The sequence below is a fragment of the Burkholderia sp. AU33545 genome (assembly GCF_020419685.1).
GTDB lineage: Bacteria > Pseudomonadota > Gammaproteobacteria > Burkholderiales > Burkholderiaceae > Burkholderia > Burkholderia diffusa.
The window spans coordinates 984,040-999,873 of record NZ_JAIZRQ010000001.1 but is presented as its reverse complement, the minus strand read 5'-3'; the positions used below and the strand labels follow the sequence as shown (position 1 = coordinate 999,873).

Annotated in this window: 11 protein-coding genes; 5 read left to right on the top strand and 6 right to left on the bottom strand. The window is 63.8% G+C overall.

Going from position 1 to position 15,834, the window contains the following annotated elements:
• Window positions 1–59: 59 nt before the first annotated feature.
• Both LGM71_RS04570 and LGM71_RS04565 read left to right on the top strand, forming a co-directional pair.
• Window positions 60–1,745 carry a ShlB/FhaC/HecB family hemolysin secretion/activation protein gene (locus LGM71_RS04570; RefSeq protein ID WP_059608550.1) on the top strand — a complete coding sequence of 562 codons (1,686 nt, stop codon included), beginning with the start codon at window positions 60–62 and terminating at the stop codon, window positions 1,743–1,745.
• A gap of 166 nt (window positions 1,746–1,911) precedes the next feature.
• A complete protein-coding gene (locus LGM71_RS04565) occupies window positions 1,912–2,373 on the top strand; it encodes a DUF2147 domain-containing protein (RefSeq protein WP_124625684.1) in 462 nt (153 codons plus the stop codon).
• Window positions 2,374–2,475: 102 nt separating this feature from the next.
• Here the strand turns inward: LGM71_RS04565 and LGM71_RS04560 are convergent, their stop codons facing one another.
• The 6 genes from LGM71_RS04560 to typA form a co-directional block, all read right to left on the bottom strand.
• Complete coding sequence (locus LGM71_RS04560; RefSeq protein ID WP_059608552.1) at window positions 2,476–2,886, bottom strand: transposase; 411 nt, start codon at window positions 2,884–2,886, stop codon at window positions 2,476–2,478.
• Window positions 2,887–3,029: 143 nt separating this feature from the next.
• Window positions 3,030–4,127, bottom strand: coding sequence for a cell division protein ZapE (gene zapE / locus LGM71_RS04555; protein ID WP_124625682.1), 1,098 nt, complete (start codon window positions 4,125–4,127; stop codon window positions 3,030–3,032).
• A 98-nt stretch (window positions 4,128–4,225) separates the two neighbouring features.
• The gene (gene lpdA / locus LGM71_RS04550; protein ID WP_057924323.1) at window positions 4,226–5,656 is read right to left on the bottom strand and encodes a dihydrolipoyl dehydrogenase; all 1,431 of its coding nucleotides are present in this window, start codon (window positions 5,654–5,656) and stop codon (window positions 4,226–4,228) included.
• A gap of 81 nt (window positions 5,657–5,737) precedes the next feature.
• Window positions 5,738–7,015 carry a 2-oxoglutarate dehydrogenase complex dihydrolipoyllysine-residue succinyltransferase gene (gene odhB, locus LGM71_RS04545; protein WP_124625680.1) on the bottom strand — a complete coding sequence of 426 codons (1,278 nt, stop codon included), beginning with the start codon at window positions 7,013–7,015 and terminating at the stop codon, window positions 5,738–5,740.
• A gap of 136 nt (window positions 7,016–7,151) precedes the next feature.
• On the bottom strand, window positions 7,152–10,016 hold the full coding sequence (locus LGM71_RS04540) for a 2-oxoglutarate dehydrogenase E1 component (RefSeq protein ID WP_059608555.1): 2,865 nt from the start codon (window positions 10,014–10,016) through the stop codon (window positions 7,152–7,154).
• Window positions 10,017–10,333: 317 nt separating this feature from the next.
• Entirely contained in the window at window positions 10,334–12,160 is a 1,827-nt protein-coding gene (gene typA, locus LGM71_RS04535; protein WP_059467636.1) for a translational GTPase TypA, read from the bottom strand.
• 323 nt (window positions 12,161–12,483) lie between these two features.
• Between typA and LGM71_RS04530 the strand changes: the two genes are divergently transcribed.
• From LGM71_RS04530 to LGM71_RS04520, 3 genes are all read left to right on the top strand, one after another.
• A complete protein-coding gene (locus tag LGM71_RS04530) occupies window positions 12,484–12,975 on the top strand; it encodes a MarR family winged helix-turn-helix transcriptional regulator (protein ID WP_226114107.1) in 492 nt (163 codons plus the stop codon).
• An 87-nt stretch (window positions 12,976–13,062) separates the two neighbouring features.
• On the top strand, window positions 13,063–14,559 hold the full coding sequence (locus tag LGM71_RS04525; protein WP_226114106.1) for an efflux transporter outer membrane subunit: 1,497 nt from the start codon (window positions 13,063–13,065) through the stop codon (window positions 14,557–14,559).
• Between the two features lie 52 nt (window positions 14,560–14,611).
• Entirely contained in the window at window positions 14,612–15,829 is a 1,218-nt protein-coding gene (locus tag LGM71_RS04520; RefSeq protein ID WP_226114105.1) for an efflux RND transporter periplasmic adaptor subunit, read from the top strand.
• Window positions 15,830–15,834: the final 5 nt, after the last annotated feature.

Sequence of the window (15,834 nt, the reverse complement as noted above, 5' to 3'; positions counted from 1 at the left end):
CTGGTGTCGCGCGCCTGCATTAGAAAGAAGACGAAAAGCAAGGCCTACGAGGAAGAACAATGAAATCCAGACTCGACAGATGGATGATGCTGCTCGCCATCGCGGCAGCAGGCACGGCACATGCACAAACGCGCGCGGCAGGTAACCCGCTCGATTCGCTCCCCCAGATCAACGCACCGCAGAAAGGCCCGAGCGTCACCGTGCAGGTCGCGCCGCAGGCACCGCAACTGCAGGAGCTGCTGTCGCGGCATCTGACGCCGACGACGTTCCAGGTCGAAGGCGTCAAGTCGGTGCCGTTCGACGAAATCTCGCGTCGCTTCACGCCCCTCGTCGGCAAGGACATCACGATCGGCGAGCTGATCGAAACCGCGAACGGCGTGACCAAGCTGTACCAGGATCGCGGCTATGCGCTGTCGTTCGCGTTCATTCCCGCGCAGACGTTCGAGAACGGTGTCGTGCGCGTCACGGTGGTCGAAGGCTATGTGTCGGACGTCAAGGTCACCGGCAAGCCCGGCGCGATGGAATCGAAGATCCGCGCGATCGCCGCGCACATCACGGCCGATCGCCCGCTGCGCCGCGCGACGTTCGAACGCTACGTGAATACGTTCGGCCTGCTGCCCGGCGTGACGGTGAAGGCCAATGTTCCGCCGCCGCAGACGACCGACGGCGCAACGACGCTCGAACTGGCCGTCGACCGCAAGGCATTCAACATCAGCACCGGCATCGATTTCAATCACCCGGGCGTGCAGGGCCTCATCACCGCGACGGAGAACGGCCTCACGTCGTTTGGCGAGCAATTGAGCATTTCCGCGCTGGTGCCGCCCGGACGCGACAAGCAAACCTACGTCGCGTTCAGCGGCGCGGTGCCGGTCGGCAGCAGCGGCCTGGTCACGCGCCTCGACGCCAGCACGTATCGCGGCAAGCCGACCGACAATCCGGGGCTGCCGTCGACCGTCGAGCGCACCGTCAAGAACGAGAAGCTCGGTCTTTCGGCATCCTATCCGTTGCTGCTGAACAACCAGCGCAGCCTGCTCGGCACCGTGTCGGGCTATGCGTCGCACAACGAGGACCGTTACCAGAACAAGATTTCGGGCAACAGCATCGACACGCGCTCGCAAGTTCGCGTGCTGCAAATGCAGCTCGACTACACGAGCGTGTCGGCCAAGCAGGTACAGAAGCTGAGCGTCAACGTCGCGAAGGGTTTCAACATTCTCGGCGCGTCGAAATCGCAGGACATCACGATCGGCTCGAACACGACATCGGTGGACAGCCCGATCTCGCTGACGTTCGTCCGCACCGGCGCAACCTTCACGCAGACCAACGAATGGCCGTTCAAGATCGGCACGTCGGTCTCGCTGACCGGCCAGTACAGCCCCGACTCGCTGCCGACGTCGGAACAGATCTCGTTCGGTTCGACGCGCTATGCGCTGGGCTACCAGCCCGGCGAAACGTCGGGCGACTCGGGCTGGGGAATGTCGCTGGAGGTCAACCGCGGCTTCACGCCGGGCTGGACGTATATGAAATCCGTCACGCCATACATCGCGTACGACATGGCGCGCGTGTATCTGCATACCGGCACGCCGTCGCCGAGCCGCCTGTCGTCGGTCGGTATCGGCGTGCGGTTTACGGACAGCCGTTACTACAGCCTCGACCTGAATATCGCGAAGCCGGTGGGCGATGCGCCGGTTGAAAGCGCGTCGCGCAGCCCGCGCGTGAATGCTGCGTTCTCGTATCAGCTCAACTGATCGGTCACCAAACAGCCTGCGTCTCACAGGCTGTTTGGATTAGAACCCCCTCTATCAAACGCAGCGCGCGGTTTCACGTATTCTGGCGAAGCTCGCAACATGCCACCGCCCCATGCAGACGGTCGTGCGGGCGCATCGAATACGAAATGACACAAGGAGGAAGACGATGATTCAACTGACCCGCCCGTTGCGCACTCTGGCAATCGCAAGCGCGCTGCTCGCTTGCGCCGCACCTGCGTTCGCCCAAGCCGACAACCCCGTCGGCATGTGGCAGACGATCGACGACAACACGCATCAACCGAAGGCGCTCGTGCAGATCGCCGATGACGGCGAAGGCTCGCTGTCGGGCAAGGTCGTCAAGGGCCTCGGCGCCAACGACACGCCCGATCGCCGCTGCACCGCGTGCACGGACGAGCGCAAGGATCAGCTCATCAAGGGCATGACGATCATCAAGGCGATGAAGAAGGACGGCGACCACTGGGACGGCGGCAATATCCTCGACCCGGAAAACGGCAAGGTCTACAAGTGCAAGATGTCGCTGGAAGACGGCGGCCAGAAGCTCGTCGTGCGCGGCTACATCGGCGTGTCGCTGCTCGGCCGATCGCAGACCTGGGTTCGCGCGCAATAACGCGAAGCGCATCGATACGCGCAACGCAATGAAAAATCGGCCTGACGACGACGTCGCAGGCCGATTTTGTTTTGATATGAGCGTGAATGAAATCGATCGACATCACGCTGCATGCTTCAGCGCGTCCGGTGCATAGCTACCGGGGGCACGATACGCAGGCGCCGCAGCACTGCGCACCTCCGCCGCCTTCGACTGCGCGTGCTTGCGCATGCGCGTGGACAGTTCCTTGCACAGATTCACGCCGGCGTCGCCGTACAGCTCGCGCATCACCTGCATCAACGTGCCGGTCTCGTGCCAGACCTTGAAGCGGCGATGGCATGTCTGGTACGAAGGGTAGCGACGCGGCATCGCGGACCAGGTCGCGCCGCTGTAAATCACCCAGAGTACGCCGTTCAGGACGGCGCGCGTGTTGGCCAACGGACGGCCGCGCAACTCGGTGCGCGGCTGCATTTCGGGCAGAAGCGGCACGACGCAGCGCCACTCATGGTCGGTCAGATCGCGATACGGTGTCATGGACATCTCCAGCCTTAGGAACCATGACACACGATATCGACTGCCCTCAACCCTGAACATAAGACAAGTCCGAAAATACCCCGAGATTGCGGGAATTTGACCGGAATTGACGTTTGAACTCCGTCGCTTGTCGAAAACCGCGATCAGGTCAGCGAAGTATCGACGATACGGCGCGGCGTTTCGAGGTACTCCTTCGACTGCATCTCGACGATCCGCGATACCGTGCGCGCGAATTCGTTCGCCATCGGTCCTTCGACGTACAACTGCTCCGCCGGCACCGCGGCGGACATCAGCAGCTTGACCTTGTGGTCGTAGAGCACGTCGATGAGCCAGGTGAAGCGCCGCGCCTCGGACGCCATCCGCGGCGACATCTGCGGCACTTCCGACAGCACGATCGCATGGAAGCGGCTGGCAAGCTCGAGATAATCGTTCTGCGAACGCGGGCCGCCGCACAGCGTCGCGAAATCGAACCAGACGACCCCGTCGGCCTTGCGCAGCGCCTTCAGCTCGCGCTTCTCGATATGCAGGATCGGGCTTTCGTCCGGCACCGCGGCGAGCTTCCCGAATGCATGACGCAGTTCGCGATCGGCGTCCGCGCCGAGCGGCGTGTGGTACATCTGCACCTGCGCGAGCGTGCGCTGGCGATAGTCGACGCCCGCGTCGACGTTCAGCACGTCGAGCTTTTGCTTGATCAGCGCGATCGCCGGCAGCATGCGGTCGCGATGCAGGCCGTCGGGATACAGATCGTCGGGATCGTAGTTGGACGTCATCACGAACTGCACGCCGTTGTTGAACAGGCGATCGAGCAGCCGGTACAGGATCATCGCGTCCGCGATGTCCGACACATGGAATTCGTCGAAGCAGATCAGTCGGTAGCGCTTGGCGATGCGTCGCGCGAGCTCGTCGAGCGGATCGGCCTGTCCTTTCAGTTCCTCGAGTTCGCGGTGTACCTCACGCATGAATTCGTGGAAGTGCAGGCGCGTCTTGCGCTGCACGGGCACCACCGCGTAGAAGCTGTCCATCAGGAAGCTCTTGCCGCGGCCGACGCCGCCCCACATGTAGACGCCGCGCGGCAGGTCCGGATGAATGATGAGCTTCTTGAACGCGTTCGAGCGGCGCGACTTGTATTCGACCCACTCGTCGAAACAGCGCTGCAGGCGATCGACGGCCGCGCGCTGGGCGGGATCGGACTGATAGCCGCGCGTGGTCAATTCGCGCGTGTAGTATTCGGTGACGTTCATCGGGCAAACCGGAAAGAACGAAGGCGAGCGGGAAACCCCGCCCGCCTTCGTCATGAGACGGCTGCGCCGGCCGGTGGCCGGCAGGCGCTACACCGTGCTCAGCTGTTCAGCGAGCGCTTGTCGACGGCGAGCGCCGCTTCGCGCATCACTTCCGACATCGACGGGTGCGGATGGCAAATGCGGGCGATGTCTTCCGACGCCGCCTTGAACTCCATCGCCACCACGGCTTCCGCGATCAGGTCCGACGCGTTCGCGGCGATCACGTGCACGCCGAGCAGTTCGTCGGTCTTCGCGTCCGCGATCATCTTCACGAAACCGTCCGGCGCGTTCATGCCGAGCGCGCGACCGTTGATCGAGAACGGGAACTTGCCCGACTTGATCTCGCGGCCTTCCGCCTTCAGTTGCTGTTCCGTCTTGCCGACCCATGCAATTTCCGGGTACGTGTAGATCACCCACGGAATGCAGTTGTAGTCGATGTGCGGCTTCTGGCCGTCGATCACTTCCGCGACCAGCACGCCTTCGTCTTCCGCCTTGTGTGCGAGCATCGGGCCACGCACCACGTCGCCGATCGCATAGACGTTCGGCACCGCGGTACGGCAGTGGTCGTCCACGTCGATGAAACCGCGCTCGTTCGCCTTCAGGCCGATCGCCTCGAGGCCGAGGTTGTCGGTGTTCGGCACGCGGCCGACCGACACGATCAGGCGGTCGGCGTCGAGCGTCTGCGCGTTGCCGTCCTTGTCGGTGTAGGCGATCGACACACCGTTCGCCGTCGTCTTCACGTCACCGATCTTCACGCCGAGATGGATGTCGAGGCCTTGCTTCTTGAACAGCTTGGCCGCTTCCTTCGCGAGCGCTTCGTCAGCCGCGCCGAGGAAGGCCGGCAGCGCTTCGAGCACCGTCACTTCGGCGCCCAGGCGACGCCACACCGAGCCGAGTTCGAGGCCGATCACACCTGCGCCGATCACGGCGAGCTTCTTCGGCACCGAGTCGAACGTCAGCGCACCTTCGTTGTCCGACACGATCTTGTTGTCGACCGGAATGTTCGGCAGGTGACGCGCCTTCGAGCCCGTCGCGATGATCACGTTCTTCGCGGTGACGACTTCGGCTTCACCCTCGCCGCTCACTTCGATCTGCACGCCGGCGTCGGTCTTGCCGGTGAACTTGCCATGGCCCTTCAGCCAGGTGATCTTGTTCTTCTTGAACAGGAACTCGATCCCGCTCGTCATCTTCTCGACGATCGCATCCTTGCGGCCGAGCATCTTCGCGACGTCGATCTTCACGCCGTCGACCGTGATGCCGTGGTCGGCCAGGTGATGCGACGTGTTCTCGAACTCTTCCGACGAAGCGAGCAGCGCCTTCGACGGAATGCAGCCGACGTTCAGGCAGGTACCGCCGAGCTTCAGCGCGCCGGCCGGGTTCTTCCACTTCTCGATACAGGCAACGGTCTTGCCGAGCTGCGCGGCGCGAATCGCGGCGATGTAGCCGCCGGGGCCAGCGCCGATCACGACGACGTCAAATTCCTTGGACATGACAATCCTTTCTACTTGTACGCCCGCACGGTCGCGCGTGTACGCGAGCGTGCGGAGCGGGTCAATGCAGTGAGACTCGGCTTACAGGTCGAGCAGCAGGCGTGCCGGATCTTCCAGCGCATCCTTCATCGCGACGAGCGACAGGACGGCTTCGCGGCCGTCGATGATGCGGTGGTCGTACGACAGTGCCAGGTAGTTGATCGGACGGATCACGATCTGGCCGTTTTCGACGACCGGGCGCTCCTTCGTCGCGTGCACGCCGAGGATGGCCGACTGCGGCGGGTTGATGATCGGCGTCGACAGCATCGAGCCGAACACACCGCCGTTCGAGATCGAGAACGTACCGCCCGTCATTTCCTCGATCGACAGCTTGCCGTCCTTCGCCTTCTGACCGAATTCGGCAATCTTCTTCTCGATGTCCGCGAGGCTCAGTTGATCGGCATTGCGCAGGATCGGCACCACGAGGCCGCGCGGCGAGCCGACGGCGATACCGATATCGAAGTAGCCGTGGTAGACGATATCGTTACCGTCGATCGACGCGTTCACGAGCGGGAACTTCTTCAGCGCATGCACGGCCGCCTTCACGAAGAACGACATGAAGCCGAGCTTCACGCCATGTTCCTTCTCGAACTTGTCCTTGTACTTGTTGCGCAGCTCCATGACCGGAGCCATGTTGACTTCGTTGAACGTCGTCAGGATTGCGTTGGTCTGCTGCGACTCGAGCAGACGCTCGGCGATACGCGCACGCAGGCGCGACATCGGCACGCGCTGTTCCGGACGGTCGTTCAGCCACGTCGCGGCCGACGCCGGCACCTTCACTTCCGGCAGCGACGGCTTTGCTGCGGCGGTCTTCGCCGGTGCGGCGGCCGGAGCGGCCTTCGGCGCGCTGCCTGCGGCCAGCGCGTCGCCCTTCGTGACGCGGCCGTCGCGGCCCGAACCCGCGACGTCGCCCGTCGACAGGCCCTTCTCGGCCAGCAGCTTCGCTGCGGCCGGCGATGCAGCGGCCGAGCTCGATGCAACTGCGGCAGCCGGCTGCGCTGCCGGTGCGGCTGCAGCGGGTGCTGCTGCCGGCTTGACTTCGGCGGCGCCCGCCGCTGCTTCGGCAGCACCTGCCTTCGCTTCGGTGTCGATCGTCGCGATGATCTGGTCGGCGACGACCGTGTCACCGTCGTTCTGCAGCACTTGCGCGAGCACGCCCGCGGCCGGCGCCGGCACTTCAAGCACGACCTTGTCGGTCTCGAGTTCGATCAGGATTTCGTCCTGCGCGACTGCTTCGCCCGGCTTCTTCTTCCACTGCAGCATGGTGGCTTCCGAAACCGACTCCGAAAGCTGGGGGACTTTGACTTCTACGATAGCCATGTGATTTTCCTGGATGCTTAATCTGGGTAATGACGAGGTTCGTGCGATTCCTTCGGCCGGTGCGGCGCGCGACGCGCCCGGCGGGCCAAAAGAGACGGGAAAGCGCCGCGCGCCCTCCCGTTTCGCTTGACGTCGGTTATTTCGCGATCGATGCGCTCTTCAGGCGGCCGAACGCACCTTCGATGAGGGCCTTCTGCTGCTCGTAGTGCTTCGCGTAGTAGCCAACCGCCGGCGAGGCCGAAGCCGGACGGCCGCTGTATGCCAGCTTCTGCCCTTCCTTCATGCCTTCCTTCAGGTGGTGCTCGACGTAGAACCAGGGGCCCTGGTTCTGCGGCTCGTCCTGCACCCAGACCACTTCAGTCGCGTTCTCGTACTTCTTCATTTCGGCTTCGAACTGCTTGTGCGCGAACGGATACAGCTGCTCGATACGGATGATCGCGACGTCGTTCGCCTTCGCTTCGCGGCGGTGTGCGACGAGGTCGTAATACACGCGGCCCGAGCATGCCAGCACGCGCTTGACCTTCTTCGCGTCGATGCCGCCGTCGGTTTCGCCGATCACCGGCTGGAACGAACCCTTCGCGAGTTCCGACAGGTCCGACACCGCTTCCTTGTGACGCAGCAGCGACTTCGGCGTTGCGACGATCAGCGGCTTGCGGAACAGACGGATCATCTGGCGACGCAGCAGGTGGAAAATCTGCGCCGGCGTCGTCGGTTGAACGACCTGCATGTTGTGATCGGCACACAGCTGCAGGAAACGCTCGATACGCGTCGACGAGTGTTCCGGACCCTGGCCTTCGTAGCCGTGCGGCAGCAGCATCGTGAGACCCGACACGCGGCCCCACTTCACTTCGCCCGACGAGATGAACTGGTCGATCACGACCTGCGCGCCGTTGACGAAGTCGCCGAACTGGGCTTCCCACAGCACGAGCGTGTTCGGCTCGGCGGTCGAGTAACCGTATTCGAAGCCCAGCACCGCTTCTTCCGACAGCACCGAGTCGATCACCGTGAACTTCGCCTGGCCTTCAGCGATGTTCTGCAGCGGCACGTACGTGCCGTCGTTCCAGCGCTCGCGGTTCTGGTCGTGCAGCACCGCGTGACGGTGCGTGAACGTGCCGCGGCCCGAGTCCTGGCCCGTCAGGCGCACCGAGTAGCCCGATGCGACGAGCGAAGCAAATGCGAGGTGTTCGCCCATGCCCCAGTCGAGCGGCTGGTCGCCGCGCGCCATGTTGCGGCGGTCATTGATCACGCGCTCGACGAGCGGGTGGACCTTGAAGTTTTCCGGGACCGTCGTGATGCGTTCGCCGAGGCGCTTCAGTTCGGCGAGCGGCACGGCCGTATCGGCTGCATCCGTCCACTTGCGGTTCAGGAACGGAACCCAGTCGACCGCGTACTTGCTCTTGTAGTTCGACAGAACCGGATCGACGGTGTGGTGGCCGTCGTCCATCGCCTTGCGGTACGCCTTCACGTAGTTGTCGGCGTCTTCCGCGGTGATCACGCCCTGCTGCACGAGCTTCTCGGCGTACAGCGCACGGGTGCCCGGGTGCTGCGCGATCTTCTTGTACATCAGCGGCTGCGTGACCGCCGGCGTGTCCTGCTCGTTGTGACCCAGCTTGCGGAAGCAGACGATGTCGATCACGACATCCTTGTGGAACTGCATCCGGTAGTCGATCGCGATCTGGATCGCGAGCACGACGGCTTCCGGATCGTCGCCGTTCACGTGCAGCACCGGCGCTTCGATCATCTTGACCACGTCGGTACAGTACAGCGTCGAGCGCGCGTCGCGCGGGTCGGACGTCGTGAAGCCGATCTGGTTGTTGATGACGATGTGCAGCGTGCCGTGCGTGCCGTAACCGCGCGTCTGCGCGAGGTTCAGCGTTTCCATCACGACGCCCTGGCCAGCGAAGGCCGCGTCACCGTGGATCTGAACCGGCAGCACCTGCAGGCCGTCTTCGTCGCCGCGACGATCCATCCGTGCCTTCGCCGAACCTTCGACCACCGGGTTCACGATTTCGAGGTGCGACGGGTTGAACGCGAGCGACAGGTGAACCGGGCCGCCTTCGGTCGACACGTCCGACGAGAAGCCCTTGTGGTACTTCACGTCACCTGCCGGCAGGTCGTCGACGTGCTTGCCTTCGAATTCGGCGAACAGGTCGGCCGGCATCTTGCCCAGCGTGTTGACCAGCACGTTCAGACGGCCGCGGTGCGCCATGCCGATGATGATTTCCTGCACGCCGGTCTTGCCTGCGTGCTGGACGACTTCGTCCATCGCCGCGATGAAGCTTTCGCCGCCTTCGAGCGAGAAGCGCTTCTGGCCGACGTACTTGGTGTGCAGATAGCGCTCGAGACCTTCCGCTGCCGTCAGGCGATTCAGGATGTGCTTCTTCTTGTCGATCGAGAAGGACGGCGTCGCGCGGGTCGATTCCAGACGCTCCTGCCACCAGCGCTTCTGCTCCGGATCGCTGATGTACATGTATTCGGCGCCGATCGTGCCGCAGTACGTGTCACGCAGGCCCTTGACGATGTCGCGCAGCGAAGCCTGGTCGAAACCGAAATACAGGTTGCTTGCGCTGTACGTCTGGTCGAGGTCGCCTTCGGAGAAGTCGTAGAACGCGGGTTCGAGTTCGGGGATGGCGGGACGTTCGCGACGCTTCAGCGGATCCAGATTGGCCCATTGCGAGCCGAGGAAGCGATATGCGCTGATGAGGGACTGGACGTGGACCTGCTTGCGTGCGGTCGCCAGATTGCTCGTGCTTTCGCGCGGGATGAAGGCATTGGCCTTCGCACGCTCGGCAAACGATTCGACGATCGGGAAATGAGCGACGTCATTGGCATTCGATCCGTCGGTTGCAGGCACGTTCTGCAGCGCGTCGAAATACTCTCGCCAATTCTCCGGCACCGATGCCGGATTGTTGAGGTATGCATCGTACAGTTCTTCAACGTACGAAGCATTGCCGCCGAACAGATAGGAGTTCAGCTGAAACTGCTTCATTACATCTGACATTTTACGCTCACCTTTCTTCGAGCTTCTCGAGAAATAGCGGGTTACTCAACCTTCCGCGACACGGCCTGACCGTTTAGCGGATTGCGAATCAAGTCTTGCTTGGAAGGACCTAAAACTTGCGTGCGCGCAGCATATCACAGAACCGATACCGGAGTTCACGACGAAATGTGCCTGAAAGCACCGCGTGGCGGCGTTTCGCCGGATTGCCACGACGCGCGGGAACAGTGTTTTGCAACCCGCCCGATTGCACACTGCGCAGATGCAAAAAAGGCCGCCCAAGGGCAGCCTTTTTCGTCATGCACGGGAACAGCCGATGCTTAGTCGACCGCGCCTTCACGGCTCGCGCGGCGACGCTCGTGCTCCTTCAGGAAGCGCTTGCGCAGACGGATCGACTGCGGCGTCACTTCCACGAGCTCGTCGTCGTCGATGAATTCGACCGCGTATTCGAGCGACATCTGGACCGGCGGCACGAGACGCACGGCTTCGTCGGTACCCGACGCACGCACGTTGGTCAGCTGCTTGCCCTTGATCGGGTTGACGACGAGGTCGTTGTCGCGGCTGTGGATGCCGATGATCATGCCCTCATACAGCGCATCGCCCGGCTTCACGAACATGCGGCCGCGATCCTGCAGCTTCCACAGTGCGTACGCCACGGCAGCGCCGTCGTCCTGCGAGATCAGCACGCCATTGCGGCGCTCGAAGACCGAACCGTCCTTGACCGGTGCGTACGAGTCGAAGATGTGACTCATCAGACCCGTGCCGCGCGTAAGCGTCAGGAATTCGCTCTGGAAGCCGATCAGGCCACGCGCCGAGATCTTGTACTCCAGGCGCGTGCGGCCGCGGCCGTCCGATGCCATGTCGAGCATTTCGCCCTTGCGGCGACCCAGCTCCTCCATCACGCCGCCCTGATGCTCGTCCTCGACGTCGACGGTCAGCAGCTCGTACGGCTCGTGCCGCACGCCGTCGATTTCCTGCATCACGACGCGCGGACGCGACACGGCCAGCTCATAGCCTTCACGGCGCATGTTCTCGACGAGAATCGTCAGGTGCAGTTCGCCGCGGCCCGACACTTCGAACACCGTTTCGTCGCCCGTGTCCTTCACGCGCAGCGCGACGTTGTGATTCAGTTCCTTCATCAGACGATCGCGGATCTGGCGGCTCGTCACGAACTTGCCTTCGCGGCCGGCCAGCGGCGACGAGTTGACGAGGAAGTTCATCGTCAGCGTCGGCTCGTCAACGGTGATCATCGGCAGCGCTTCCGGCGTATCGACCGCGCAGATCGTCGCGCCGATGCCGACGTCTTCGATACCGTTGATCAGCACGATGTCGCCGGCTTCCGCCGACTCGACCTGCACGCGCTCGAGGCCCTTGAACGACAGCACCTGGTTGATCTTGCGGTTCAGCACGTCGCCTTCCGGACCGAAGCGCATCACGACCGGTTGACCCGGCTTGATGCGGCCGCGCGTGATGCGGCCGACGCCGATCCGGCCGACGTACGTCGAATAGTCGAGCGACGTGATCTGGAGCTGCAGCGGCGCTTCCGGATCGGCCGGGCGAACCGGCACGTGCGCGAGAATCGCCTCGAACAGCGGACGCATGTCGCCTTCGCGGGTCGCCGGATCGAGCGACGCGTAGCCGTTGAGGCCCGATGCGTAGACGATCGGGAAGTCGAGCTGCTCTTCGGTCGCGCCGAGCTTGTCGAACAGGTCGAAGGTCTGGTTGATGACCCAGTCGATCCGCGCGCCCGGACGGTCGATCTTGTTGATGACGACGATCGGCTTCAGGCCGAGCGCGAGCGCCTTCTTCGTGACGAAGCGCGTTTGCGGCATCGGGCCCTCGACGGCGTCGACGAGCAGCAGCACCGAGTCGACCATCGACAGCACGCGCTCCACCTCGCCACCGAAGTCCGCGTGCCCCGGCGTATCGACGATGTTGATGTGCGTGCCTTCATATTCGACCGCGCAGTTCTTCGCGAGAATCGTGATCCCGCGCTCTTTTTCGATGTCGTTCGAGTCCATCACTCGCTCGGCAATCTGCTGGTTCTCGCGGAAGGTGCCGGACTGGCGGAGCAGTTGGTCGACGAGCGTGGTCTTGCCGTGGTCGACGTGAGCGATGATGGCGATGTTGCGAAGGGCGCGGGTCATAGAAACCTGGAAATCGTTGAACGCGCAAACGCGCACGCTCGTCAGTCACCGGGACACGTGCGCGCGCGTTGCAGCTTGGAAACCACAAATTATAGCACGTGAGAGTGGCGAGAGCCGGGCTGTTCGTTGCAGCGCAACAAACGACCCCGCCCTGCCGCTGCCCAGCTCGCGACCAACGGGCCCGACGGCACGCCGAAAACCCTGACGCCGATAAGGGGATTTTGGGGCACGGAGCGCGCCCTCACCTGTTCGATTAACATTTGCCGCGGCAAGCAATTGTGCCTATACTGCTGCCTAGTCAACTATTGCAGCTTCAGGGTTTTATGTCGGATTCTCCTTCCCAATCGCCTGTTTCGCCGCTGTCTTCGTATCAGATGAACGACAGCGTCGGTTATCTGATGTCGCGCGTGAAATCAGTGATGACCAACCTCGTCACGCAGCGCACGCAGGAAGAGCTCGGCATCACGGGCACGCAGGCGAGCATGCTGTTCATGATCGCGGTCGGCAAATGCTCGACGGCCGCCGAGCTCGCTCGGGAATACGGGATCGACGCGAGCGCGGTCACGCGCCTGCTCGATCGCGTCGAGAAGCGCGGCCTGCTGTCCCGTGTGCGCAGCATCGAGGATCGGCGGGTCGTGCGCCTCGAGCTGACCGACGAAGGCCGCGCGCTGGCGGAGCGGCTGCCGCCGGTGTTTCGCAGCGTACTCGACGAGCTGCTCGACGGGTTTACGCCGGAAGAAGTCGGGTTCCTGAAGAGCATGCTGCGCCGCATTCTCAGCAACTATTGCGAGACGGGCGGCGGCACCATCACGTAATAGTTGCCATAACAATTACTTTTGACAGATTAATGTAAGGAAATCCTTGCAGTGTCCATCATTCATTCCGAGTCAGAAAACAGCGCGATGAAATCCTCCCCGTTGTCCCTGCGCGCCGGGTCGTGCCGCGCCGCCGTCGCCGCTGCCGTCGCCGCGCTGGCGCTGGCGGGCTGCGCAAACTACATCGGCATCAAGAGCGACGAGCAGATCGCTCCCGCGTCGCAATTCGAAACCGCCCAGAGCCTGCCCGCCCAGGGCGGCCAGTGGCCGGCGCTCGACTGGGCAAACCAGTTCGGCGATCCGCAGCTGCCGAAGCTGATCGACGAGGCGCTTCAGGGCAGCCCGTCGATCGCGCAGGCACAGGCGCGCATCGCGAAGGCGTCGTCGTACATCGAATCGTCGCGCTCGAACCTGATGCCGAAGGCCGAAGCCAGCTACTCGTGGACGCGCGAACTGTATTCGTCGAACGCGCTGTTTCCGCCCCCGTACGGCGGCCAGTGGTACAGCGAGAACAACGCGCTCGCGAGCGCGTCGTGGGATCTCGACCTGTGGGGCAAGAACCGCGAGCGCCTGCATACGGCCGTGTCGCAGGAAAAAGCCGCCGAAGCCGATATGCAGCAGGCGCGCATCACGCTCGCATCGTCGGTCGCCCGCACCTACAACTCGCTTGCGCAACTGTACGCGCTGCGCGACATCGCGCAACGCGAGATCACCAACCGCCAGACGGTCGGCAAGATCACCGACGGCCGCGTGTCGGCCGGCCTCGACACCAACGTGGAGCGCCAGACCGCGCGCGGCAACATCGCGACGACCCAGGCGTCGCTGTCCGACCTCGACGGCCAGATCACGACCGTGCGCTACCAACTCGCCGCGCTGCTCGGCAAGGGGCCGGACCGCGGGCTGCAGATCGCCGCGCCGGTGATGAACCCGACGGCCGACGTCGCACTGCCCGGCAACCTGCCGGCCGACCTCGTATCGCGCCGTCCCGACATCGTCGCCGCGCGCTGGCAGGTCGAGGCGGCGATGCACGACGTGAAGGAGGCGAAGGCCGAGTTCTTCCCGGACGTGAACCTCGCGGCAGGTTTCGGCTTCGATGCGTTCGGCTGGGGCAAATTCCTGAACTTCGCGAGCCGCCAGGCGCAGTTCGGCCCGGCCATCCATCTGCCGATCTTCGATGCCGGCGCATTGCGCGCACAGCTCAAGGGCCGCTATGCGGACTTCGACCTGTCGGTCGCCAACTACAACCAGACGCTGATCAACGCGCTGAACGACGTCGCCACCCAGGTCGCGTCGATCCGCGCGGTCGATCGCCAGATGGACGACGCGCAGCGTGCGCTCGACGCGTCGACGCGCGCGTACGACCTCGCCGTGATCCGCTACAAGGCCGGCCTGTCGCCGCAGTTGCAGGTGCTGACCGCGGACAGCAACCGCCTCGCATCGGAACAGACCGTGACCAACCTGAAGATGCGCCGGCGCGACATGCAGCTCGCGCTGATCAAGGCGCTCGGCGGCGGGTTCGACGCGACCGGCACGCGGCTCGCCGCGCCCGACGCCGACCAGCACACGAAACAGGCCGCCAACTGATCCGGCGCCACCACTACGCAGACACTCGAAATAACGGACGGAGAAAATCGCCATGAGCGACCCTCAACAAAATGCCGCCAGCGCCCAGCCGCAGAACAACGGGAAACGCAAGCGGATGATGACGCTGCTGATCGCGGTCATCGTGATCGCGGCCATCGCGTATGGCCTGTACTACTTCCTCGTCGCGCGCTTCCATGAAGAGACCGACGACGCATACGTGAACGGCAACGTCGTGCAGATCACGCCGCAGGTCACCGGCACCGTGATCGCCGTGAAGGCGGACGATACGCAGACGGTCAAGGCCGGCGATCCGCTCGTCGTCCTCGATCCGGCCGATTCGCAGGTCGCGCTGCAGCAGGCCGAGGCCAACCTCGCGCAGACGGTGCGCCAGGTGCGCGGCCTGTTCGTCAACGACGACCAGTACCGCGCGCAAGTCGCGCTGCGCCAGTCCGACCTGTCGAAGGCGCAGGACGACCTGCGCCGCCGGATGGCCGTCGCGCAGACGGGCGCCGTATCGCAGGAAGAAATCTCCCATGCACGCGACGCGGTGCGCGCCGCGCAGGCGTCAGTCGACGCGGCGCAACAGCAGCTCGCATCGAACCGCGCACTGACCGCGAACACGACGATCGCGTCGCACCCGAACGTGATGGCCGCGGCAGCGAAGGTTCGCGACGCGTACCTCGCGAACGCGCGTAACGTGCTGCCCGCGCCGGTCACCGGCTATGTCGCGAAGCGCTCGGTGCAGGTCGGCCAGCGCGTGTCGCCCGGCAACCCGCTGATGTCGGTCGTGCCGCTGAACGCGGTGTGGGTCGACGCCAACTTCAAGGAAGTCCAGCTCAAGCACATGCGCGTCGGCCAGCCGGTCGAACTGACGGCCGATATCTACGGCTCGTCGGCGGTCTACCACGGCAAGGTCGTCGGCTTCTCGGCCGGCACGGGCTCGGCGTTCTCGCTGCTGCCGGCGCAGAACGCGACGGGCAACTGGATCAAGGTCGTGCAGCGCCTGCCGGTGCGCATCGAGATCGATCCGAAGGACCTCGAGAAGCACCCGCTGCGCATCGGCCTGTCGATGCAGGTCGACGTCGACATCAAGGACGAGCGCGGCGACCAGCTTGCGAACGCGCAGAACACCGTCTACGAGACGAACGTGTTCGCGAAGTATGGCGACGAAGCCGACGCCGAGATCGCGCGCATCATCGCCGAGAACGCCGGCGGCAGCGCGCCGGCCCCGGCCGCGGCGAAATCGACCAACACCGCCAAGATGATGTAACGGTT